The organism is Myroides phaeus, from assembly GCF_009799805.1.
Lineage (GTDB): Bacteria > Bacteroidota > Bacteroidia > Flavobacteriales > Flavobacteriaceae > Flavobacterium > Flavobacterium phaeum_A.
Window position 1 is genome coordinate 1,381,235 of sequence record NZ_CP047050.1, and the last position, 25,550, is coordinate 1,406,784.

Consider the following 25,550-nt stretch of genomic DNA (forward strand, 5'->3'; position numbering starts at 1 on the left):
AGCTTATGATGAAATGGGAAAAGTTGCTATCGTTGAAAAAACACGGCGACACTTTTGTAAGACATAGATTAGATGAGAGTGAGACAAGAATTGGTTTTGAAGTCGATTATGATAGAATTATCTTTTCATCTCCTTTTCGTAGTTTACAAGATAAGACACAAGTTATACCGCTTTCAAAAACGAACTTTGTACACACACGCTTAACGCATAGTTTAGAAGTATCTGTAGTAGGTCGCTCATTAGGTAGAATAGTCGGTTCAAGTATTTTAAATAAATATACTTATTTGGCGGAAGAATTCGGTTATACAGTTAATGATTTTGGGGCTATTGTTGCAGCAGCATCTTTAGCACACGATATTGGTAATCCACCTTTTGGGCATTCTGGAGAAAGAGCTATTGGTGATTTTTTTAAAAAAGGTAAAGGAGAAAAGTATCAGCAACACTTGTCAGATAAAGAATGGCAAGATTTGATTGACTTTGAGGGTAACGCTAATGGTTTTAGTATTCTTACGAAAAGTCGTTCAGGTATTTCTGGAGGATTACGTATTTCTTATGCGACTTTAGGTGCATTTATGAAATATCCAAAAGAGAGTTTGCCTAAAAAGCCTACTCGTGATGTGTCTGATAAAAAGTTTGGTTTCTTTCAAGGAGATAAAGAAGCTTTTATTGATGTTGCAAGTGAGTTAGGATTGTTAATGAAAGCAGATCGTACGGAGGTTGCTTTCTTTCGTCATCCTTTAGCATACTTAGTAGAAGCAGCAGATGATATTTGTTATACTATCACCGACTTTGAAGATGGAATTAATTTAGGATGGATTCCGGAAGAACATGCTTTAGAGTTTTTAATCAAGATTGTACAGAATAGCATTAATCCACAAACTTATTCGCAATTAACTTCTAAAGAAGATAGAGTTAGTTATTTAAGAGCGTTAGCAGTAGGTAGTCTTATTCAAGATGTAAGTCGTGTTTTCTTAGAAAATGAAGATAAGATTATGGCAGGGGAGTTCCCACATGCATTAACTGAAAAGTGTAGCTATATTGCTCAGATGAAAGATATTTTAGCAGTTAGTATTAATAAGGTTTATCAAAGTAAAGAGGTAATTGAAAAAGAAATTGTAGGGTATCGTGTCATTAATACGTTGCTGGATAGTTTCACAACAGCAACAAATAATAGTTTTTACGGTGAAGAGACGCACTACGATTCATTGATTTTAACATTGTTACCAGATAAGTATATAGTAGAAAGTGATAGTTTATATGTTCGTTTAATGAGTATTTGTCATTTTATTTCTATGTTAACAGACGGTAAAGCATTAGAGTTATATCATATGATCAAAGGAGTAGATCATAATTAATAGATAAGGGCACTGCAATTTAAAATATGCAGTGCCCTTCTTATTAAAGCTTAAAAATTATGAAAAGATTACTCTTTAGTTGTTAGTATCCACAAATGGGCATACTTCATCATATCATTCTCCCAAACTAAATTAGCTTCTGGAGCCTTGATAGCTTTAGCTTCTTCAATAGTTTTACCAATTACGTCACCTTGACTTGATGACACAGAGTTTTTACCATTTTTAGTTGCAATAGCAAAGGTTGCTTTGTTTCCATTAGCAGAAATATCTTTAAAGTAAATTGTTAGAAATTGTCCTGTTCTTCCTGCATAATACCCAGTTGAACCAGTGATTTCGTAAATCAATTGCCCTTTTTTCTCATCAGTTGCTACTTTTTTAAGAGTAAAAGAAGCAGAATCCCCGAAGCCAGATCCCATATCGGCTCTGAATAAGAAAGCTTCTGTACCTTCACCAACTTTAAATACATACTGTGCTTGTGGTTTACCAGTTTCTTTATCTTTAATTATTGCCGAACCATAAGTTCCTTTCAAATTAACAACAGTACCTGTTTTATCCTCTTTAGTGTAAGTTGTAAAGTTGTTTTTCAACTCTTCAATTCCAGCAAATTCTTTTTCAGCTAATTTTTTAGTTTCTCCTTCATTAAAAGTAGCTCTTGCTATATCTACATTATTTTCCTTGATATTTTTTAATTGTATTATGTAGAAGAAATCTTTTCTTTCGGTATCAACACCTTGAAGTAAAATTTTATTTGTTGATGTATTGTGAGCTAAAACTTTCATATCGTAGCTTCCATTAAAATTTACAGTTTCATTAGTGAAGTTGTAATAATAAGAATGTTGTCCTTGTGTGAAGACATACTTACCATTTACTGGTAAATTAATTGGAGTAGATTGACTGCTTTTTTTAGTTAGTAATAACCATCCAAATTGGTTATTAGCGTGATCTAAAGCTCCTCCAGCTTTTGATGGGTAGTTTGTTTTAATAGCTTCTATTTCGGATTTAAAAGTGTAATCAATATTTATATCTAATGATTCGTCTTTTATATTTCTTAGGAAAAAAGCTTTGTATTGAGACTCTTTTTCGTGTTTAGTTACAACTTTTAATACTCCCTCTTTGTTCTTATATACAGTTAGTATGTTGTATTTGTCGTCATCTTGTCCGCTTCCAGCCATTTGTGACATATTCATTGTAATAGAATTTTTTTCAAATGTAAAAGGGATAGGCATTCCTGAATGTGCATAAATGAATTCACCTTTAAATGGAAGTTCTTTTCCTATTTCTTGTTGGTCTTTTTGATCAACTCTAATAGGTTCATTACTGTCGTCATTAGAACAACTTGTCAGTAAAAAGACACAAATTGCAAATGCTGAAAATAGTTTAGTTAATTTCATATTTAATAGTGTTATTGTGTTATAATTATTTAGACCAAAAATAAATAATAATAATCAATAAACAATAATTATTTGTAATATTTCTAAATAATAAAAATAAGTAGCTGTTTGTTAGATGTTTATGTCTTTGTTGATGTTGTTTTTTAGGAGAATTATAGTGTGGGAAATAGTTTGAATAAAGAAAAATAAATTACAAAAAGAGTTTATTTTAGAATGATTATAAATATTATTGAGAGAAATAGAAGTTGAATTCTGTTTTTGATGACTAAGCTCAAAATTTGGAAAGTAAGTATAAATATCCTTTTTCAATAAGAAACAAAATAAGCGTAGCCTTAAAATGCAATATATTGGATTGTTATTGTGATAAAGAATATATTCAAGTATGGTATTAGAGGTACCTTGTTCGACACATCTCCCACTCAAGTCCCACACACTTTCGAAAAAAAGTCTTTTTTCCGAAAGTGTGTGGTATTTATGTGGTACTTGTGTGAAACAAGTATCAAAGAAGTTTATAATATGAGTGCTTTAATTCTGTTTTAAAGACTTTTGAAATAACGTTCTTATAAAATTATTGATAATTTTAATTATAAAAACATTCGATGGGAAAGGAAAGTATGATAGATATATCTTTTTTTGTAAATCCCCAACTTTTGTAGGTAGAACTGTTTTCTACTGGTTTAGATTTTGGGGTAGAATAAAGAAGTTTGGTTGTACAACTATTTCTCAAATAATAATTTTTAACATCATACTATAGTGTACAAAAAAAGGCGCCTAATTAATTAAGCGCCTTCTCTTATGTTTAATATTTGTTCTACAAGAACAAATAATGATTCTTAAGCTTCAAATGGTAAAATAGAAACGTAAGACTTGTTGTCTCTTTTCTTTTGGAATTTAACCACTCCGTCAACTTTTGCATGTAAAGTATGATCTTTACCCATGTAAACGTTTTCACCAGGATTGTGCTTAGAACCTCTTTGTCTAACGATGATGTTTCCAGCGATAGCTGCTTGACCACCGTAAATCTTAACGCCTAAACGTTTCGATTCTGATTCTCTACCGTTCTTAGAACTACCTACACCTTTTTTATGTGCCATGACGTTTTAAAATTTAGATGTTAATTACTCAGCTGCTACAGCCTCTTTTTTGGTTGCTTTCTTTGTAGCTCCACTTGCATTGATTCCTTCAATAACAATTTGAGTTAAAGATTGTCTGTGACCGTTTTTCTTTTTGTAACCTTTTCTTCTTTTCTTTTTGAAAACGATTACTTTATCACCTTTAAGGTGTTGTAAAACTTTAGCTTCTACAGAAGCACCTTCTATAGCTGGGGCGCCTAAAGTGATGTTGTTGTTGTCATCAATTAAAAGAACTTTGTCAAAAGTAACTTGAGTTCCTTCTTCTGATGCAAGACGGTGTACATACACTTTTTGGTCTTTGCTAACTTTGAATTGTTGCCCTGCTATCTCTACGATTGCGTACATAACAATAAATTAAGATGTTAATTAAGGGTGCAAATATAAACTTATTTTTTTATATACAAAAGAAAGTAGAAGACAACCTTTAGTATTTTTTGTTTGTAAATGAATGATTTTCAGTCAGTCAACGTTAAAAGCATAAACATCTGTAAATTATATCTATTGATTGTAGAGATATTAGGTCTAAAAATAGCACATTTTATTTGTTTTTTTGTGCAATGTTGTATGTGGATTTTTTATAAATCACTTTAGATGATTGAGTTTTTTATGTTTTCATCAGATAGTATGAAAAATATTTTGTAAAAAGTGTAACATATTTGTTATTAGATACACTAATACAGTTATAACCTAATTTCAAAATATTTGTAGAATGAAAAAATCTTTGTTGATTTTAAGTGCTTTATTCTTCGGAATATCGGCTTCAGCTCAAAAAGTGGAATTCGATCAGTACACTTTAGACAACGGTCTACACGTTATCTTACATCAAGATAAGTCTGCACCAGTAGTTATTACCTCAGTAATGTACCACGTAGGTGCAAAAGACGAGAATCCAGAAAGAACGGGATTTGCGCACTTTTTTGAGCATTTATTATTTGAAGGAACAAAAAATATTGAACGAGGAGAGTGGTTTAAATTAGTAACTGCAAACGGAGGACAAAATAATGCAAATACGTCAGATGATAGAACTTACTATTATGAAGTATTTCCTTCAAACAATTTAGAATTGGCTTTATGGATGGAATCTGAAAGATTAATGCATCCAGTAATTAACCAAATTGGTGTAGATACGCAAAATGAAGTTGTTAAAGAAGAAAAGAGATTACGTGTAGATAACCAACCTTACGGACAATTGTTTACAGAAGTAAAAAAGAATTTATTTAATAAACACCCTTACCGTTGGGCTCCTATTGGATCAATGGAACATTTAGATGCTGCAACTTTAGAGGAGTTTTTAGCGTTTAATAAAAAGTTCTACATTCCAAACAATGCGGTTTTAGTTGTTGCAGGTGATTTTGAAAAAGACCAAGCAAAGAATTGGATTAAACAATACTTTGGACCGATTGCTAAAGGTGAATCTGTGACTCGTACAAAAGTAGAAGAAGATGCAATTACAAAGGAGATAAGAGCTGAATTTGAAGATCCAAATATTCAGTTACCAATGGTTGTTGAAGCGTATAGAACTCCATCAATGAAAACACGTGAAGCAAGAGTTTTAGATATGATTTCTGCGGTGTTATCAGGAGGGAAAAGTTCAAGACTTTACAAAAAGGTAGTTGATGAAAAGAAAATGGCTTTAGAAATGTCTTCATTTAGTTTTAGTCAAGAAGATTATGGAATCTATTTTATTTATGGAATTCCAATGCAAGGATTTACGTCAGCTGATTTAGTGAAAGAAATGGATGAAGAAATCGAAAAGCTACAAACAGAGTTGATTTCTGAACGCGATTTCCAAAAATTACAAAACATTTTTGAGAAACAATACGTTGATCAAAATGACAATGTAGAAGGTTTAGCACACAATTTGGCAACTTACTATTTATTATATGGAGATGTGAATTTGATTAATACTAATATAGATATCTATAGAAGTGTAACAAGAGAGGAGATCCGTGAAGTAGCTAAAAAATACTTGAACAAAAATCAAAGATTACTTTTAGATTACGTTCCAGAGAAAAAAGCTAATAACTAATTAAATAGAAACTGTAAAATGAAAAAAATACATATTTATGCAGCGAGTTTAGCTTTTGCATTCGTTGCTATGCAAGCTCAAGCACAAGAAAGAAAACAGCCAGCTCCAGGACCAGCGCCAATTGTTCACGTTAATCAACCAACTTCATTTGTATTAAAAAATGGAATGAAAGTTTTAGTTGTTCAAAATAGCAAATTACCGAGAGTGTCTTATTCGTTGACGATAGATAATCCATTAACTTTTGAAGGAGATAAAGCAGGTGTATCATCTGTGTTTTCTCAAATGTTAGGAAATGGAACTAAGAAGATGAAGAAGGAGCAATTCACTGAAGAGATTGATTTCTTAGGGGCAAATATTAGATTTAGTTCAAATGGTGCTTTTGCAAGTGGGTTGTCAAAATACAATGAAAAAATTCTTTCATTATTAGCTGATGGGGCTTTAAATTCTATTTTGACAGAAGAGGAATTTGAAAAAGTAAAAGCTCAGGCTATTGAAGGGATTAAATCAGGAGAAAAGAGTGTGTCTGCAATCGCAAGTCGTGTAGAAGATGCTTTATTGTATGGAAAAAATTCTCCAGCAGGTGAGTTCGAAACAGAACAAAGCATTCAAAATATTACTTTAGCAGATGTTCAAGATTATTATAAAAAGTATTTCTCTCCAGAGAATGCTTACTTGGTAGTAGTTGGAGATATTGACTATAAGAAAACTGAGAAATTGGTTCGTTCATTATTTGAAGGGTGGAAAAGTAATAAAACTCAGTACGAGAAATATACTATGCAAGGAAATGTTGCAAAAACGCAAATTAACTTCGTAGATATGCCAAATGCTGTTCAATCAGAGATTGCATTGGTAAATGAAGTGGAATTAAAAATGACAGACAAGGATTTCTTTGCTGCTATTTTAGCAAATCAAATTCTTGGAGGTGGTGGAGAAGGACGTTTGTTTTTAAACTTACGTGAAGCACACGGATGGACGTATGGAGCATATTCGTCAATCAGTTCAGCTCGTAAATATCCAGGTAAATTTAGAGCGGGTGCGTCTGTACGTAATGTTGTTACAGATAGTGCCGTAACTGAATTTATTAAAGAAATTGACTTGATGCGTACGACTTTAGTTAAAGACGAAGAGTTGAAAATGGCTAAAGCTAAATATGTTGGTAACTTCGTAATGGAGATTCAGAAACCAGCTACGGTTGCTCGCTATGCATTAAATAAAGAATTACACAAGTTGCCAGCAGATTTCTATGAAAACTACATTAAAAATATTAATGCAGTGACAGCTCAAGATGTTCAAAAGGCAGCTCAAAAATATTTCTTGAAAGATAATATGCGTATTATTATTGTAGGAAAAGGAGCAGAAGTAATTGATGGATTAGAGAAATTAGGATTACCTGTACATTTCTATAGTAAAGAAGCTGACGCTGTTGAAAAACCTGTTTTCAAGAAAGAGATTCCAGCAGGAGTTACAGTAGCTACCTTGTTAGATAAATACATTACTGCAATTGGAGGTGAAAAGAAATTATCAGATGTAAAGAGTATTGCATCTGTAAGTTCAGCTTCAGTACAAGGAATGACATTAGAAATTGTATCTAAAGTTAAGAAAGGATATGCTATGTCAGAACAGAAGATGATGGGGAATGTAATGTCAAAACAGATAGTTACTCCTAAAGAAGGGTTTGTACTTGCACAAGGACAAAAAATACCATTAGAGGGAGCAGACTTAACTGAAGCACAACAAGGAGCGGTACCTTTTGCAGAGTTGAACTGGAAAAAAGATTCTACTGTTACTTTAACAGGAGTTGAAGCTATTAACGGTAAAGATGCAATAGGATTAAAAGTTGGTAAATCAGTACATTATTACGATGTAGATTCAGGACTTAAAGTGGCTACAATTACAACTGTAGAGCAAGGAGGACAAACAATGACTCAAGCTATTTATATGGGAGATTACAAAGAAGTAAAAGGAATCAAATTTCCATTCAAACAAACTATGAATGTTGGATTTGATTTAGAAGTGAATGTTTCTGAAGTTAAAATTAACGAAGGAGTAACAGACGCGGATTTTAAATAATTGATTATCTAAATCATAAGAATGAAAAAGCAACTGAATTTCAGTTGCTTTTTTTTATTTTTGTACCTTTATAGTAGTAGAATTTAAAAAAGTATTCAAATGAAAGTAACAAAATCAGTTTTAGTAGCAATTCTTGGAGCAACTGCATTGGTTAGTTGTAAGAGTGAAACTAAAGTACAAGAAGGAGAAATAGTAGAGCAAACGGCAACTGCTACAGATTCTAAAGAAATTGCTGGAAAAGTAGAGAATGCTACATTTCAGATTGAAGGAATGACCTGCGAAATAGGATGTGCTAAATTAATTGAAGGAAAATTAGCAGGTTTAGAAGGTGTAAAAGAAGCAAAAGTTGATTTTGATTCTAAAACGGCTGTTGTTGAGTTTGATGATGCTAAGCAAAACTCGGAGTCATTAACAAAAACAGTAGAGAAAATTGCTAATGGAATCTACAAAGTAGAGAATATGCAAGTTGCAGAGAATAAATAATTAGTAGAGTTTAATATATTAAGTAACCAATAAAAAAGTCATCTCATAGGAAAGACTTTTTTATTGGTTACTTTTTTTATAGCTTAAGTTGAGGATCTTATTTGTACTATCGTAGTAAATTAGAGCAATAAGTTATTAGTTGTTTATAAGCTGTTTTTAGAGGGGATTAAATTTTTACAACAAAATGGGTGTTTAGTAATTTACATTGATGTAAAAGTTATAAAAAGCCCTTTCAAAGCATATTGTAATGTAATTGAAAGATTACTTACTATATGTAAAAGATGTTCTTAAGGGTATCTATTCCAAATTGCAATGACAAAACATAAAAAAGCCCTCTGAGAAAGAGGGCTTTTTTATGTTGGGGAAAGAATTATTTATTCTATTTAGATAAAGTTGTATTGTTTACCCATTCTAAAGACTCCATAATTCTCCTCATATCTTTTTTAACATAATCGGTAGCAGGCAATATCGAATCATAATTTGGTTTTGCGTAGAAATAAAGTGAAGCTACTAAAAAGTTTTTTACACTATCAGTTGCATAAAACTGCACATTAGTAGCAGCATTTCCTTTTACGTCATAAAATATACCATAAGTTTTTGCATTTGGATTTACGAAAGGTTGTTCTACAATCTCATCAGCTTTTACAAAGTGTTCATAGGTCAATTTTTGAGCATCTTTTAATAATAGGTTCAAGTTGTTTTCAACAGGTTTATAATTTAAAAAGATTGTAGCTTTCATTTGAGGGTAATGAATTTCTAAAGAATTCTTTTTTCCTTCTTTTACTCGAGCCCATTTATTTTGATCGAATTGATAATTCGAATTGCTAACATATGTTGAATACTCTTGTGTAGGATATTCTAAAGCTAAGAAAGCATTTGGTTTAGGAGTTGTTTCTTCTTTACAAGATGTAAAAAGTGTCAATAGAAATAAACTACCTATAATATATAACTTCATTAAATTCTAAATTTTAAAAATTAAGGCACTAACCTAAAAAGGTAAATCGTCGTTATTTGTTTCTTTAGGGATGTTAAAGTTATCAATATTTGCTTTTTTCTCAGTGTCAAAAGCAGTTTTATTTTTGTTGTCATTATCTTTTTTAGTGTCTAAAAACATAAACTCAGTAACCATTATTTCTACTGTTTGTCTTTGAGTTCCGTCTTCAGCCTGCCATTGACGAGTGCGTATACGACCTTCAACATAAATACGATCTCCTTTACTTAAGTATTTTTCACACATTTCAGCCGCTTTGTTTTTCACTACAAGGTTGTGCCATTCCGTAGAAGTATATTTCTCGTTTGTTGTTTTATTTAAATAAACTTCATTTGTAGCAATTGGAAATCGACCAATACAATTTCCATTCTCAAAATAGTGCATTTTTACATTATCGCCTAAATGACCTATCAGAGTTACTTTATTTAATGTGCCGTTCATACTATTTTTTAGTTAAGTGGTTAAAATCTAATGAATTAATAAAGTTATGAATAACAATTGGAAAACCAAAGTTATTTAAGTCCTTCCAATGCGTTCCTTTCTCTATATTTTTAGAGGTATTTATTAGCCAAAAATGAATGTGTAATTTTTGATGAGATAGTATATGAATAATGTGTTCTGTATTTAATAAAGTAACATTTTCATACTTTATAGTAGGATACATTTCCTGTAATTGAGAATGAACGTCTATTTTATTATCAACAAATCGGTCTACAATTGGAAATTGGTATAATTGTTGCCAAATATCTTTTTGAGTCCTTTGTTCAATTAGAGTTTTTTTGTTGTTGTCTAAAAATATAAAAAAGTCTAAATAACGTTTTTTTACTTTAACTTTTCCTAACTTTACGGGAAGGTTTTCAATCTGATTAGTTTGAAACGCTACACAGTCAGTTGTAAAAGGACAGCTGTGGCAAAGAGGAGATTTAGGAGTGCATTGAATTGCTCCAAAATCCATTATAGCTTGATTAAATGTAGCAGGCTCATTAGGAGAGATTAATTCACTCGCAAGTATTTGAAATTCTTTTTTAGTAGGAGAAGCTGAAATATCTGAAGTAATACCATATATTCTTGCAAGCACTCTAAAAACGTTTCCATCTACTACGGGTACAACTTGGTCAAAAGCAATTGAAGCAATGGCAGCAGCTGTATAATCTCCAACACCTTTTAATGTAAGTAGGTCTTTATAGTTATTAGGGAATACACCATTTAGTTCATAAGCTATTTTTTTAGCGGTTGCGTGTAAGTTTCTTGCTCTACTATAATAGCCTAAGCCTTGCCATAAACGCATAATATCATCTTCCTTTGCATCAGCTAAGTCAAAAACTGTTGGATATGTTGTTAAAAAAGCCTCAAAATAGGGCAAACCTTGTGCTACTCGCGTTTGTTGGAGAATAATTTCTGACAGCCAAATAGCATATGGATTTTTAGTTTCGCGCCATGGTAAATAACGTTTGTTCTGTAAGTACCAAGCAATGAGTTTATTATGAAAAAGCATTGTTAAAAGTATTGGGTACAAACTTAAAACTTTATATATTTAAATTTTAATCAATTAAGGTTGAATTATTGGGATATAAATTAATATATTTGCACACTCTAAAAATATCAGACAACAACAAAATAATTTATATCTAAAATGACGAAAGCAGACATTGTAGCTAAAATTTCAGAAAAATTAGGGCTTGAAAAGGGTGAAGTACAGGCGACAGTAGAATCTTTTATGGATGAAGTAAAAGTGTCGTTAGAAGCTGGTGAAAATGTTTACTTAAGAGGATTCGGTAGTTTTATTATTAAAACAAGAGCTGAAAAAACAGGAAGAAACATTTCTAAGAATACAACAATTAGAATTCCAGCACACAACATCCCAGCTTTCAAACCAGCTAAGGTGTTTGTAGAAGGCGTTAAGTCAAACACAGAAGTAAAAGTAAAATAATTTATTAATCTCTAAATTACACACATTATGCCAAGTGGTAAAAAAAGAAAAAGACATAAGGTAGCAACGCACAAACGTAAAAAAAGAGCGAGAGCTAACCGTCACAAAAAGAAAAAGTAGTTTAAAACTACTTTTTTCTTTTATTAGGAAAAGGTTATTGTTATATACGCGCCTTAAGGTGAGTATTTAGGTAATTCCTACAATTAATGTTTAATCCATCTATACAAACTCATTTCTTGTTGTTATAGAATAATAAGAATGTAATGAATGAGTATGGATAAAAATGTACAGTTTGAATAAAGAGCTAGTTATTAGGTCGAATTCTGATACAGTAGATTTTGCCTTATTAAAAGATGGAAAACTAATTGAACTTCATAGAGAAAGAGAAGAGAGTGAAGATGATGGCTTTCAAGTAGGTGATATTTTTATTGCTAAAATAAGAAAACCAGTTGCAGGATTAAATGCTGCATTTGTTCACGTGGGATTTGAAAAGGATGCTTTTTTGCATTATCACGATTTAGGTCCTAATCTTCGAACTCTTTTAAAGTTCACTAAACTTGTAAGCGGAGGTAAATTAAAAGATTACTCCTTAAAGAATTTTCCTTTTGAAGAAGAAATAGATAAAGATGGTGTTATTACTGATGTTTTAAGTGCTAATCAATCTTTATTGGTTCAAATTGTAAAAGAACCTATTTCTACAAAAGGGCCACGTATTAGCTCTGAGCTTTCAATAGCTGGACGTTATGTGGTTTTGGTTCCTTTTTCAAATAGAATTTCAATTTCTCAAAAAATTGAATCTAAAGAAGAAAAGGAAAGGCTAAAGAAACTATTACAGTCTATTAAGCCTAAAGGATTCGGGGTAATTGTACGTACGGTTGCTGAAGGTATGAAAGTTGAAGATATCGATAAAGATTTACAAAACTTGATGACTCGATGGAACAATATGTGCAAGAAATTAACTGTCGCTCATCATCCTTCTAAAGTATTAGGGGAAGTTAATAAAGCTTCGTCTATATTAAGGGATGTTTTTAATGATACTTTTACGGGTATTATTACTGATGATGAAGATATGTTTTATCATACGAAGGATTATTTGCAAGAGATAGCTCCTTCAAAAGTTTCTATTGTTAAACATTACCAATCTTTAGAAGTTCCGATTTTTGAGAAATACAATATCGAACGTCAGATAAAAACTTCTTTTGGTAAGACTGTTTCTATGAGTAAGGGAGCTTATTTAATCATAGAACACACAGAAGCACTTCACGTGATTGATGTGAACAGTGGAAATCGCTCAAACAAAGCTCAATCTCAAGAAGATACTGCCCTTGAAGTTAATCTTATTGCCGCTGCAGAAATTGCAAGACAATTAAGACTTAGGGATATGGGAGGTATTATCGTAGTGGATTTTATTGATATGGGTAATCCAGAGAATAGAAAGTCACTTTACGATTTCTTAAAAGAGGAAATGAGTGATGACAAAGCAAAACACAAAATCTTGCCTCCTAGTAAGTTTGGATTAATTCAAATTACTAGACAACGTGTTAGACCTGAAGTTAATATTGAAACAAGAGAAGAGGACCCTAATGAACACGGGGAAATCGCAGCTCCAATTCTTGTAATTGACAAAATCAAGGCTGACTTAGAAAGCATTATTTCGAAAGATAACTCGAAAAAAATATTCCTAAATACGCATCCATTCGTTGCTGCATATTTAACTAAAGGATTCCCTTCTATAAGAGCTAAATGGTTCTTAGAATTTAAGAAGTGGGTAAAAGTAATACCGCGTGACGCTTACACGTACCTAGAATACCATTTCTTTGATGATAAAGGAAATGAACTTTCAGAATAACGAAAAACCCGCATTCGATAGATTGCGGGTTTTTTGTTTATTGATTATTACTCTTCTTTAAAGTAATTTGTATTGTTTTACTATTGCCTTTTGTATCAACAATAGTGATGTAGTGTTCTCCAGGTTCTGCTTGTATTGATTGTTCGTGAAATAGATCCGTTTGCCCTAAAAACTGATTGTCTAAGTACCAATACAAAGTTTTTTCTGAATTATTCGTTGCAGCTTTAGCAATAAATGGTTGTAATTGAGAATAAAAATCTTTTGTAAGGTAGATTATATCTCCGTGTTTTGGATATATATATTCAATCGTATTTAGCTCATTTGTTTGTAAACAATCTTCTCTAAACGGAGGAACCTCTTTATACTCACTATGGAATTTCTTGTAGAAATGCGCCATTGTCGGAGGTAATACAAACCAAGATGTATTGATAATGTTTTCTATAGGTTCACATTGACTGTTAACTTGAAAAGTTTTATTATTATCTAAATGTATTAATTGATGATAGGGGCATAGTGCTGTTTTTTTAGCTCTGTATGGAATTAATTCCTTTTTAGACTGACAATTTGGTCCTGCTAAATGGCCTGATAGTGTACAGATATCAACTTCCTCTAAGTCGTTTAAAGGAGCTGTAAACCAATTGGATTTAGGTAAGAGATTGAAAGTGTCAAAAAGAATAGGGCCCGCCATTCTAACACCACTTATAGATGGGCGTCCTTCTCCTGTAGCATTTCCAACCCAAATACCCACAACATATTTTTTATTAACTCCTACTGCCCAAGCATCTCGGCCACCAAAGCTTGTACCTGTTTTCCAAGCTATTTTAACCGCTGATTCGTAATGTCTCCACGCTTCATCTCCTTCTGGTCGATTTACTAAAGTTAAGGCTTTAAACGTGTTGTAAATAGCTCCGGCTCCTAAGGTGTTTTTTTCCGATGTATCTTTTCCAAAGCTATTGGTTAGTTGTTTGTTCCAATTTAAGTTTTGAATTTCATTTACTCTATATTTTCCTTGAGAAGTATTATAATAATTTAGCGTTGCAGCTAAACTTGTATAAGCACGTGTAATTTCCCATAAACTGCTTTCTGCTCCACCTAAAATCAATGACAGTCCATAGTGATTAGGATGCTTGTTAATACTTTTAAATTGTAAATTTTGTAACTGATTATAAAATCTATAAATGCCATATTTTTGTAACATTAGTACAAAAGGAATGTTTAAAGATCTAAATAAAGCTTCATTAGCTGGGACAGCTCCCTCATATGAGTTATTAAAATTTTCAGGCTTGTAACCTGAAATTACGACAGGAATATCGGCTACTAATGTTGTAGGAAGTATTTCTGCTTCATCTAACATAGCTGCATATAAAAATGGTTTTATAATACTTCCTGTACTTCTTTGTGCCTGAATTATATCTACATCTTTTTGATGGTCAATTGTTGTAGGAGAATTACCCACATAACTAATTATATTTCTTGTTTCTACATCTATAACAATTGCTGCGATATTGTAAATCTCAGATTGCTTATAATTGTTATAGTAGTTTTTAATAATATCGTTTAATCGCGATTGAATATTATAGTCAAGCGTTGTAGTAATGCGTTGTTCTTTATTTTTTTTAGCGACTAATTGCAATAAGTGAGGGGCTAACTGAGGTAGTTTATGGGGTTTTTGAGGTAATGGTTCTATCAAGGCAAGTTGATAAGTATTCTCATCAATAATATTCTTATCATATAGTTTTTTTAAGAGAGCATTTCTCTTTTTTAGTAATATCTCTTGATTTTTTCCAGGATATATTAATCTCGGAGCATTAGGAAGGACAGCTAAAGTGGCACTTTCTGCCCACGATAATTGTTCTGGTGTAGTCCCGAAATATCTCCACGCTGCTACATCAAGGCCTACTACATTCCCTCCAAAAGGAGCATGCGATGCGTATAGACTTAGAATTTTGTCTTTACTAAATTTGAATTCAAGGCGCGTTGCTTGTATGGCTTCAATTACCTTTTCACCATAGCTTCTTTTTTTACCATCACGCGCTAAGCGAATCGTTTGTTGGGTTAAAGTACTTCCTCCTCGTTTAATCTGTTTTGCTTTCGTATTTGAAATAAGTGCTTTTGTAATTGAAACAGGATTTAATCCCCAATGATAACGATAGTATTCATCTTCAAAGTTAATTATACATTGTTTGAACTTATAAGGGACACTATCAATTTCTGGGAAACGCCATTGTCCATCAGTTGCAATTTGAGCACCTAAAAGTTGCCCATCATTGCTTTCAATAACAGTAGAATAAGGTTTGTCGAATAGTTTTTTAGGAATAGAAAAGTAGTATATAATCGCAAGTATGAACAGAAAAACTATTGATATTTTCTTTTTCAGACTCCACTTTCTCCAATTAAAATATTGTATAATTTTCATATAAAGAAAAAATACAGGGAAGCTAATCCCTGTATTTATTTGATAATTATTTTGGTTATTTAACTACTTGAATCCATTGTCCTGCAGTTCTACTTCTGTAAGTATTGTCATACATCGCTTCTGCAAAAATACCAGGCATATAATAGTTTCCTAAATAAGAAGCATTAAGAACCACTTTCAGTGTTTTAGAACTTCTACTTGGTAGACTAAAGTAAAATTGTGATCGGTCATCTCTAATATCTGTATGCTGCACACTATTGTTGTTACCACCAGCATCAGTATAACGCAAGTTTACAATTTCCCAACCCGAAGGAACAATTTGCGTTAAAGCAACGTTGTTTACATTCATTGCACTTGTATTTGTTATGGTAATATAAGCAACGAATTCTGTACCTTGTTGTAGTTGAGTAGGATTTATTGTCTGACCAGATGTCGTTTGGTACAATGACTTAATACTCAATTTACTTTCTTCAACATTTTCTTTTCCGACAGGAAGAATACCACTATAAGCAACTCGTGCATAAACAGTCGAACTATTGTTGTTCTTAATATTTATAGCATTTGTTTGATTAATAGGTGACAACTCTTTTTCATAGAAATCTGTTTTCGTATTTATGTTATTAGCACCATTGTTGAATGTATAGTCTACTGCAATTCCTTCTTTCGATTTATTTCCTTGTACATAAGCAGAAATAGCAAGTAAACTAAATGCTGTTGTTTGAGTACTCATCCAACTATTTGAACCAAGGCGATTAGCTAATTCAATAGCGTATTCATTTGCGGTATTTTTATTTGACTTCGTTAAAACATAAGTTTCTAAAGCCATAGCAAGGTTTCTTTCAAATGAGCCATAGTAATAATAGTTCGTATTTGCATTCTCGCTGATTTTTGCATTAGCGATAAGCTTATTAGCAGCATCTTTTTGTCCAGCTAAAGCATAAGCAGCAGCTAAACGCAATTTAGCATTTGTAGAAATTCCATTTGTTTCTCTTAAACGGTTCATAGAAGCTAAATCAGCATTACCAGCTAAGGCAAGTGTATACAGTCTATAAGCTTGAGCAAAATCATTAGCACTTTTACTATTAAAAGACCACTGGCGAGTAGCCTTTTGTTGATATGTGATAGCACTTGCTTTACTTCCAACAGGAAGAGCGTATCCTTTTTTCTCCGCTTCAATGAAGAAATGAAGAATATAAGAAGTAGTCCAATCATCTGAGTATGAATCACTGCTCCAATAGCGGAAACTACCATCTGATAATTGACGTTGAGCTAACTGTTTTAAACCTTCATTAATATTGCGCTGTACACTTTCTTTTTTCGTTTTACTTAAGTTAACAAAGTCTGCCAAGAATAATTGAGGGAAAACACCAGAGGCGATTTGCTCACTACAACCATGTGGATAACCAATTAAGTAATTAAGTCTCGATGTAAGGTTAATACCTGGAAAAGTAGAAAGTTCTAAAGTAGCTTTATTACTACCACTAATACCAAATTTTTCCCAATCTAACGATGCAGATGAGTTTGGTTCTACTATTACGGATTTACTGTTTACAGTTATTGGGTTAGGATTCATTACATCTAACTCAACTACGTAAGTAGCTTTTTCTTTTCCAGAAGTAGCTTCTATTTCAATTTTAGAAATACCTGTTTTCTGTAAGACTTCTAAGTCAAAGTACGCTATTTTTTCATCTGGTTCACTAAAAGATAACTCTTGAATAGCATTTGTTTCTAAGCGAAATTTGTCGTCTACTCTTACTTTTACAGTTACATTTTTAACATGGTTCTCCATTGCAAATACAGTTACAGGAAGAGTTATTTTTTCTCCAGGAACAGCTCTTCGAGGTAAAGAACCTAATATCATCAAGGGATTGTTTACCTTAACTGTTTTATCAGTACTTCCGTAAGCCTTGTTATTTATATCAGAGGCAACAACCATCGTTCTTACAGAACCAATATATTTTGGTAGTTTAACTTTGTGGTTTGCCGTTTTTCCTGCTCCAAGTTCAAAAGGACCTAAGTGAATAACCACAGGTTTGAATCGATTCGCTTTTTTAACTTGTCCTGCTCCTAAATCCTCATCTCCACCAATACTGAATACTTGGTTTATAGCACCGCCGTAAGCACCAATTACATCGTCAAAAACATCCCAAGTGCGTACACCTAAAGCTGCTTTGCTGTAGAATGTATTCCAAGGTGTAGGTGTTTTAAAACGTGTTAAATCTAATAGCCCATCTTCTACAATCGCAATTGTATATGACATATTTTTACCATTCTTTTCTTTCACTTTTAAAGTAAATTCTTCTTCAGGTTTTAATTTGTCAGGCATAATTATTTCCGGTTCTAATTTTGTTTTCTTATTGAAAACATTAATTGCCGAAACACCATACATACGAATAGGAGAGTTGTTTAATGTAGATGCGTGTGGTTGAATTGCCGTTATATTCAAATAGATATTTGGAGACATAGCGTCAGTAGTTGTTAACTCAAAAGTAGTTTCTCCTTTTTGAGTTTTTACCCAATGAGTTTCTAATACACTTGAACCATTTTCTACCGAAATTAGCGCTCTACCATCTTCACTTGAAGGGAATGATATTTTTACTTTTTCTCCTGTATTGTAATCTTTTTTATCTGTTGCAATAGCTAAAGAAATTGCTTCTTTTCCTTGAGAATGCTTTGTTTTAGCTGACCAATAAGGCCAATCTACATAGAATGTTGAAGATGCAATATGCTTACCATGTTTATTAGTAGCAACGATTTCATATGTACCCCAATCTTGTTCGGGTATTGTAATAGAATAATTTGCTTGTCCTTTATTTTTGGTTGATACTGTTGATGTAGCTTTGTACACAGAATAGTAATTTGAACTACTATAGCTTGACGCTCCTTCATTATTTGATCCCCACCACCAATAACCTTTACGTCTATAAACAGTTACGTCAATTTCACCAGAAGTTGGTATTCCAGAGTCATTAACTGTAATCAGGTTAAAGTTTAAAGGTTTATCTGTCTCATAGTAACCATATTTATTAGCCTCAGGAGCTTTTATTCCAACATAAGTATGGTAAGGTGATATCGTAGCAGTAGATACATCTGTTGACATATCTCCTCCATTTTCGTAAACTTTTGTTGTAAAAATAGCTTTCAGCATTCCTGCATTTTGAGGAACATTATTTAAGTTCACTGGAAATGCAAAATCACCTTCATTATTCGTAGATCCTGCAAATGCATTAATTTCTTGTGAACCAGAAGAACTTAAACTATTGTCAAAGCGGTAATTTTTATAATCTTTAAACGTAGTTGTTTGTGGAATTAATTTTAAAACAACATCAGCTTTTAAATTGCGAGCAATACTTCCTTGTAACCATTGTACGTTATAGTCAACTATAACTTGGTTATTATTGTTCTTGATTGTTTTGCCTTCAATATTGTTTTTAATTTTTAAGCGGTTAGGCTTAATAGTTTCAATTTTTACTTGTTTGTAAAATTTAGCACCACCAATATTTATAACTGCTTGCCAGTTACCTGTTGGAGATTCAGCATTTGTTTTTAAGTGGAATGAATAGTGATTTGTTTTGTTCTTTTTTAAGACAATTTGGTCCACTACTTTTCCAAATGGGTCTGAAAAAGTTAGCTTGATAGGGTGGTTAGATGGAATAGGGTTCGCTAAATCATCTAAAATAAAATCAAGATAAATATTATCTCCAGGACGCCAAACTCCACGTTCTCCATAGATGTAACCATTGATACCTTTTTGAAGTGAAGAACCATCAACATCGTAATTACTCATAGATAAAGCGTTAGCTCCATCAATTTTTACATACGTTGTGTTTTTATCACTTCGTACAATTGCAAAAGCAGGTTTTTTATTTTGCAGGTTAACAGTTAATATACCTGTGTTATCAGTTTTAGAAGAAGTGATTAATTGTTGTTTAAAAGTATAAAATTCTACTGTTGCTGCAGCTACAGGATCAGTAGTTAATAAGTTTGTAACAATTGCTGTATAAACATTATTGTTTCCTCCTTTGATAATAACTCCAAGATCACTTGCTAAAATATTGGTAGCAGGTTTTTCGTGATAGTAATAGTATGAGTCTGAACAAGGATTATCTTTTTCATCCCAACGAAAGTAGTAATAGTAATAATCTTCCTCGTCTTCTTCTAAATCTTGCGTGAAAATATCTTCTTCCTCATCGTTATCTTGTGTGTTTACAGTTTCACTTGCTGGGCAATTGTAAAGCGAATATGATTTTTTAAAAGAAAACTCCACGCGATATATTGCTCCTGGATCAGGAGTGATAAGAGTAGATAAATCTAATGCGTAAGAATTGTATCTCAACAATGCCTTTGGATCAGCATTAGTAAGTTTAATGGTTGTTTTTGCTATAGGATCAGCTACTTTGTATAAGCTGTATTTACCATCAATATTGTTTTCTTGTAAAAATTGTAAAATATTGTTTTCATATATTTTGTACACTTTTACATCAACAGCATTTAGAGTAGTAGCCTGAAAGTTCACTTTTAAGTTTTCAGAACTTGGTAAAATAGTACCATTTTTAAGCAACTGTACATCAGGTTTTAGTACCCCAAATTTTAATTCATACTTCTCTGTTCTATCTGTCTTATTGCCTTTATTGTCTTCAATTCCGGCAAAAACACGCAAATTAACAGTTTCAAGAAAAGGTTTATCACTATAAACTTTTAAAACATTTCCATCAGTAGAAAAAGTTAGTTTAGCATCACTGTTATCTAAGTCAATTAGCCCTTCAAAATCTTGATTCTTTTTAAGAGGGTTTGAAAAGTTTAGCCAGAATGATTGAGAATCATTTGGAACAGGAGTTGCTTTAAATAAATAGAATCTATCTTTCTGTGGAATCGTGTAATTTTCTGTTGTTTTTTGACTTGCTTTAATAGCTTTACCATTTATCTCAACAGATACAGTGCTTTCTTCTGTGTTTCTTTTTATTTTATTGATAGTAAACGGAAATTCTTTAGCTTCTGTTTTGTCGTCAGTTGTAAAGTTAATGTCTAACTTTTGTTTTTCTTGAGTTGCAGAAATCACCTTTTTAATATCCTCCGTAGTGATAAAATCACTTGAATTAATTGTTCCATTCAATGTGTATTCATCATCATTAATGGATTGTAGATCTGTTAATTCAGTAGAGAAAATTTGAGGTACAGTCATAAGCATAAAAGTAAAATCTTTTAAAGCATCTTCTGTATCAACAACTTTATTTAGGTGAAAAGTGATATGGTATTTTTCATCTTGTTTAAGTCTCTCACTTGGTTGAAAGCGAATTACATCATTTGCAAGGTAATAGACATTTCCTTTAATAGCTGGTGTAATTGTAAACAAGCTATTGTCTAACTCTTCATTAGGTGTCCAATTTTTCCAATTAGTTGGAATATTAATGTCAATTGGTGATTTCGTTGAAATAATACCAGATGTAAATCCAAGGATGTATTCACTAAATAGTTTTGGATTAGAAAGATTCAAATGTTCTCCCTTATCTTTTTTACACGACTGTAGTACAAAAAGCATACAGCAGAAAACCAATAATAATTTTCTAATTCTCATATTAGTATAATTTATCTTTTACTCTCGAAAAACGATTTCATAAGGTTAGCGCATTCTTCTTCAAGAACACCAAATGTTATTTTTGTTTTAGGGTGTATTTGTCCCCCAATAGCACGATACCCTCTTTTAGGGTCTTCAGCACCACAAACGATATTGCTTATTTGGCTCCAATAAAGAGCTCCAGCACACATCTGACATGGTTCTAAAGTAACGAATAAAGTGCAGTTTTTCAAATATTTAGCGTTTAAATAATTAGCAGCAGAAGAGATTGCTTGTATTTCTGCGTGTGCAGTTACATCATGTAGTAGTTCTGTTAGATTATGACTTTTTGCAATAATTTGATTATTGGCTACTACTATTGCTCCTACAGGTATTTCACCTTTTTCATATGCTAATTTAGCTTCATTTAAAGCTATTCGCATAAAATATTCATCTGTAAAAAATGTACTCATTTCGTGTGTTAACATAATTGGAAAGTCAAAAATAGAAACAAAATCGTAAATTTGTTTTTATTTATCTTTATAATGATCAAAAAGTTACTACCGCAAATAAATAACCCGCAAGATTTGAAAAAGCTATCTATAGATGAGCTTATGCAATTAGCGGTTGAACTTAGAAGTTTTATAATTGATATTGTTTCTACAAAAGAAGGACATTTAGGGGCAAGTTTAGGAGTTGTTGAATTGACAATTGCCTTGCATTATGTGTTCAATACGCCTGACGATCTTATGGTTTGGGATGTTGGACATCAAGCCTATGGTCATAAAATTCTTACAGGAAGGCAAAGCGTTTTTCATACAAATAGACAAAAAAACGGTATAAGTGGTTTTCCAAAAAGAGGAGAAAGTGAATACGACGACTTTGGCGTAGGGCATTCTTCTACTGCAATTTCAGCAATTTTAGGAATGGCATTAGCTTCTAACTTAAAAGGTGATTGTGAAAAACAACATATCGCTATAGTTGGTGATGCTTCAATTGCATCAGGTATGGCCTTTGAAGGATTGAATCACGCAGGGGCTACTGATGCTAATATGCTTGTAATTCTAAATGATAATGCTATCGGAATTGATCCAAGTGTTGGTGCTCTAAAAGATTATTTAACTTCTGTAAAGTCTGGTACCAATCCTCGAGAGAATAATATGATTAAATCTTTGAATTTTGATTATAAAGGACCTATAGATGGACACGATTTACCTCGTCTTGTAAAAGAGTTAAAACGATTACAAAAAGTAAAGGGACCTAAGTTTTTACACGTTATAACAACGAAAGGTAAAGGGCTTAAGCAAGCTGAGGAAGATCAGGTAAAATATCACGCTCCTGGAAAGTTTGATAAAGTTACTGGGGAATTGATAAAAAAAATAGAAGATGAGTTTCCTTCAAAGTTTCAAGATGTTTTTGGATTAACGCTTTTAGAGTTAGCAAGAGAGAATAAAAATATAATTGGTATTACTCCTGCAATGCCTACTGGTAGTTCATTAAAGTATATGATGGACGAAATACCTGAAAGAGCAATAGATGTTGGAATTGCAGAACAACACGCAGTAACTTTAGCTGCAGGTATGGCTACGCAAGGACTTATACCTTATTGTACAATTTATTCAACTTTTCTACAACGTGCGTATGATCAGGTTATTCACGATGTAGCACTACAAAATTTACCTGTTGTGTTTTGCTTAGATAGAGCAGGGTTAGTAGGAGAGGATGGGGCTACTCATCAAGGGGTATATGATATTGCATACTTAAATTGTATTCCGAATATGGTTATAGCAGCTCCTTTAAATGAGCTTGAGTTGAGAAACTTATTATATACAACACAATTGGGAATTAGTTCGCCTTGGGCAATTCGTTATCCAAGAGGGAAAGGATTTATCAATTATTCGTGGCAATTACCCTTTGAAAAAATTACGAATCAATTTGTCAAAAAGTTACAAAAAGGGAATAAATTTGCTTTTGTTACAACTGGTACAATTGGAAATAATGTTATAGAGGCTTGTAAGCAAACTAAAAGCGATGAATGGTCTCATTATCATTTTCTTTTTGTAAAGCCATTAAATGAACAAATGTTACATCAAATATGTCAAGAGTATTCAAGAATTGTCACTTTTGAAGATGGAACTACAATTGGTGGATTTGGAAGTAGTATTGCACAATTTGTTAGTTTTAATTATCCTGGTGTATCAGTAGATGTTAGGGGGGTAAAAGACTTGTTTGTGGAACAAGCAACTGTTCAACAGCAGCAACAGGAGTGTGGAATTGACGTTGAAAGTATTGTGAAAATTATTAATAATTAGGTTTTGGGAAAGTTTAATACGTGTTTATTTATAGCTGTTTTTTTAGGAGGATTTTTATCTTCTTACGGGCAGAATATACCTGTGCAAGAAACAGAAGCAAAGCGAGATATACAAAGTATAAAAAGCGATACGATTAGTTTACAAGAAAACCCTTTTAACCCGTTGATGGGTTTTTTACCAGCGAAGAATTATAATGAAAATATTATTTCTTATGGAAATAATGATGTTTATGGAGATGTTCCTTTCTTTAAACCAGAGATATTTGTAGAACGTGCTAAACCAAAAGTTAATCCTATTAAAGCAACGTTTAATCCTTTGATTAACCTTAATGTTTTACCTATAAACAATGAAATAGTTGGATATTGGGAGAAGAAAAATAAGTTAGGACTTGATTTTAATCAGATAGCTTTTGTTAATTGGAGTGCTGGAGGGGAGAACTCAATTGCCGGGCTTTTTAAAGGAGAATTTGGCCGTAAATATATAAAAGGACGTTTGAGTTGGGATAATGTCCTAAATGTCCGTTATGGTGTAAATAAGCAATCTGATCGTGAACTTCGTAAGTCTGATGACGTATTAGAGTATAATTCTACATTTGGTTATAAATCCACAGCAATTTCAGATTGGTATTATGTGGCTAAACTGAATTTTAAATCACAATTTACAGACGGATACAATTATCCAAATACTGACGATCCTGTATCGAGATGGTTTGCTCCAGCTTATTTATTTGTTGGTTGGGGGGCGGAATACGTGACTCCAAAAACAGGTATGAAGTTTTATATTTCACCAGTTACGTATAAAGCAACTTTTGTGAATGATCAACGTTTAGCAGATCAGGGGGCATTTGGTGTTGAAAAAGCTGAGAAAGATGATTTAGGAAATATTATAAGAAGGGGAAAAAAGTATAAAGCTGAGATTGGTTTCCTTTTAAGTAATGAGTGGAAAAAAGAGATATTTAAAAATATTTTTATTGAACATAAGTTGACCTTCTACAGTGATTATGTTGATCATTTTGGAAACATTGATGTAAGTTGGGAGTTCAAGTTAGATTTGAAAGTGAATAATTATGTAAGAGCCAATGTTGGAGCTTATATGATTTACGATGATAATGTTAAGAATAAAGTTGAACGTGATGGTGTTCAAGTATTAGAAGGACCTAAGGTTCAGTTTAAACAGACTCTTGGAGTAGGTTTAGTATATTCATTTTAATTATTAGGCAATCAAATGAAAAAGTTAATCGTTTTTGTTTTATTCTTTGTTGGGAATATAGGGGTTAATGCTCAAGAAATGGAAAGTATTTCTCAGCATAATAATGATAGTATTCAACAAGCTGATTTAAAATATAGAGAAGACCAATTTTACTTTGGTATTACACATACATTATTGCAAGATAAACCTGCTGGTTTTTCGCCAAATTCTGTTTCAATTGGTGTGAATGGGGGATTTTTACGCGATTTCCCTGTCAATAAGAAAAGAACAATGGCAATTGCTCCAGGTATAGGGTACTCTTATTTAAATCTAAGAGGAAACCTTGGTTTAACTACTGAACACGACCATATAATTCTTGATTCTTATAAAAAGAGTAGTGTTTCATTGCACGCAGTTGATTTTCCTGTTGAATTAAGATGGCGTACATCTACACCTTTTTCACATAAGTTTTGGAGGGTTCACTTAGGTTTTAAAGCAAGTTATGTTTTTGGTGATCGAAGTAAAACTACTACAGGAGAATACTCAACCACTATGAGAGGAGATGAGGATATTAATAAGTGGCTATACGGAGTGTATATGTCTGCAGGATTTAATACGTGGAATTTTTATATGTATTATGGATTGAATAATGTTTATAAAAACAATGTTATCCAGGATGATAAAAACAAGCTGCGTTTACTTAATGTAGGGGTGATGTTTTACATTTTGTAAGTTAGTGAAAAGAAAAATAGTTGTGGAATTACTCCTATCAAAAAGCCTAATATTATTTCTGTCGACGTATGTGCTTTAAAGTATAAGCGTGATGTCGCTGTAAATCCAATTATAAAT

17 protein-coding genes and 1 pseudogene are annotated in these 25,550 nt (G+C 32.3%); 9 read left to right on the top strand and 9 right to left on the bottom strand.

All coding sequences use genetic code 11. From position 1 onward, the window contains the following. Positions 1-5: 5 nt before the first annotated feature. Positions 6-1,355 carry a dGTP triphosphohydrolase gene (dgt, locus tag GQS07_RS06250; RefSeq protein ID WP_158210077.1) on the top strand — a complete coding sequence of 450 codons (1,350 nt, stop codon included), beginning with the start codon at positions 6-8 and terminating at the stop codon, positions 1,353-1,355. 68 nt (positions 1,356-1,423) lie between these two features. Here dgt and GQS07_RS06255 read toward each other — a convergent pair whose 3' ends face one another. The 3 genes and pseudogenes from GQS07_RS06255 to rplU all read right to left on the bottom strand — a co-directional run. Further along, complete coding sequence (locus tag GQS07_RS06255) at positions 1,424-2,746, bottom strand: hypothetical protein (RefSeq protein ID WP_158210078.1); 1,323 nt, start codon at positions 2,744-2,746, stop codon at positions 1,424-1,426. An 833-nt stretch (positions 2,747-3,579) separates the two neighbouring features. After that, the gene (rpmA, locus tag GQS07_RS06260; protein WP_090405633.1) at positions 3,580-3,840 is read right to left on the bottom strand and encodes a 50S ribosomal protein L27; all 261 of its coding nucleotides are present in this window, start codon (positions 3,838-3,840) and stop codon (positions 3,580-3,582) included. A 27-nt stretch (positions 3,841-3,867) separates the two neighbouring features. Further along, positions 3,868-4,224 (bottom strand): annotated as a pseudogene (rplU, locus tag GQS07_RS06265) (50S ribosomal protein L21); the annotation flags it as partial. A gap of 364 nt (positions 4,225-4,588) precedes the next feature. On the opposite strand from rplU, the gene GQS07_RS06270 reads away from it, so the two are divergent. From GQS07_RS06270 to GQS07_RS06280, 3 genes are all read left to right on the top strand, one after another. Beyond that, entirely contained in the window at positions 4,589-5,908 is a 1,320-nt protein-coding gene (locus GQS07_RS06270) for a M16 family metallopeptidase (protein WP_158210079.1), read from the top strand. A gap of 18 nt (positions 5,909-5,926) precedes the next feature. Beyond that, the gene (locus GQS07_RS06275; protein ID WP_158210080.1) at positions 5,927-7,978 is read left to right on the top strand and encodes a M16 family metallopeptidase; all 2,052 of its coding nucleotides are present in this window, start codon (positions 5,927-5,929) and stop codon (positions 7,976-7,978) included. 99 nt (positions 7,979-8,077) lie between these two features. Beyond that, complete coding sequence (locus GQS07_RS06280) at positions 8,078-8,461, top strand: heavy-metal-associated domain-containing protein (protein ID WP_158210081.1); 384 nt, start codon at positions 8,078-8,080, stop codon at positions 8,459-8,461. A gap of 379 nt (positions 8,462-8,840) precedes the next feature. Here the strand turns inward: GQS07_RS06280 and gldD are convergent, their stop codons facing one another. Genes gldD through mutY form a run of 3 tightly spaced genes read right to left on the bottom strand, consistent with a single transcriptional unit; the run spans position 8,841 to position 10,947 of the window. Beyond that, positions 8,841-9,416, bottom strand: a complete 576-nt coding sequence (gene gldD / locus GQS07_RS06285; RefSeq protein WP_158210082.1) for a gliding motility lipoprotein GldD — start codon at positions 9,414-9,416, stop codon at positions 8,841-8,843. 33 nt (positions 9,417-9,449) lie between these two features. Beyond that, positions 9,450-9,893, bottom strand: coding sequence for a single-stranded DNA-binding protein (locus GQS07_RS06290; protein WP_158210083.1), 444 nt, complete (start codon positions 9,891-9,893; stop codon positions 9,450-9,452). 1 nt (position 9,894) lies between these two features. Then, complete coding sequence (gene mutY, locus GQS07_RS06295) at positions 9,895-10,947, bottom strand: A/G-specific adenine glycosylase (protein ID WP_158210084.1); 1,053 nt, start codon at positions 10,945-10,947, stop codon at positions 9,895-9,897. Between the two features lie 138 nt (positions 10,948-11,085). Between mutY and GQS07_RS06300 the strand changes: the two genes are divergently transcribed. Further along, positions 11,086-11,382 (top strand): HU family DNA-binding protein, encoded by a 297-nt coding sequence (locus GQS07_RS06300; RefSeq protein WP_038986039.1) that lies wholly within the window; start codon positions 11,086-11,088, stop codon positions 11,380-11,382. A gap of 292 nt (positions 11,383-11,674) precedes the next feature. Then, positions 11,675-13,231 (top strand): ribonuclease E/G, encoded by a 1,557-nt coding sequence (locus GQS07_RS06305; RefSeq protein WP_158210085.1) that lies wholly within the window; start codon positions 11,675-11,677, stop codon positions 13,229-13,231. A gap of 37 nt (positions 13,232-13,268) precedes the next feature. On the opposite strand, the gene pbpC is transcribed toward GQS07_RS06305, so the two are convergent. From pbpC to GQS07_RS06320, 3 genes are read right to left on the bottom strand one after another with little or no spacing between them, the layout of a single operon-like run. After that, positions 13,269-15,647, bottom strand: a complete 2,379-nt coding sequence (pbpC, locus tag GQS07_RS06310) for a penicillin-binding protein 1C (protein ID WP_158210086.1) — start codon at positions 15,645-15,647, stop codon at positions 13,269-13,271. Positions 15,648-15,702: 55 nt separating this feature from the next. After that, positions 15,703-21,222, bottom strand: a complete 5,520-nt coding sequence (locus tag GQS07_RS06315; RefSeq protein WP_158210087.1) for an alpha-2-macroglobulin family protein — start codon at positions 21,220-21,222, stop codon at positions 15,703-15,705. Positions 21,223-21,233: 11 nt separating this feature from the next. Then, complete coding sequence (locus tag GQS07_RS06320; RefSeq protein ID WP_158210088.1) at positions 21,234-21,674, bottom strand: nucleoside deaminase; 441 nt, start codon at positions 21,672-21,674, stop codon at positions 21,234-21,236. Positions 21,675-21,746: 72 nt separating this feature from the next. Between GQS07_RS06320 and GQS07_RS06325 the strand changes: the two genes are divergently transcribed. Genes GQS07_RS06325 through GQS07_RS06335 form a run of 3 tightly spaced genes read left to right on the top strand, consistent with a single transcriptional unit; the run spans position 21,747 to position 25,433 of the window. Continuing rightward, positions 21,747-23,513 (top strand): 1-deoxy-D-xylulose-5-phosphate synthase, encoded by a 1,767-nt coding sequence (locus GQS07_RS06325; RefSeq protein ID WP_158210089.1) that lies wholly within the window; start codon positions 21,747-21,749, stop codon positions 23,511-23,513. Positions 23,514-23,516: 3 nt separating this feature from the next. Beyond that, positions 23,517-24,722 (top strand): DUF3078 domain-containing protein, encoded by a 1,206-nt coding sequence (locus GQS07_RS06330; protein WP_233269319.1) that lies wholly within the window; start codon positions 23,517-23,519, stop codon positions 24,720-24,722. A 15-nt stretch (positions 24,723-24,737) separates the two neighbouring features. Further along, complete coding sequence (locus tag GQS07_RS06335; RefSeq protein WP_158210090.1) at positions 24,738-25,433, top strand: porin family protein; 696 nt, start codon at positions 24,738-24,740, stop codon at positions 25,431-25,433. Positions 25,434-25,550: the final 117 nt, after the last annotated feature.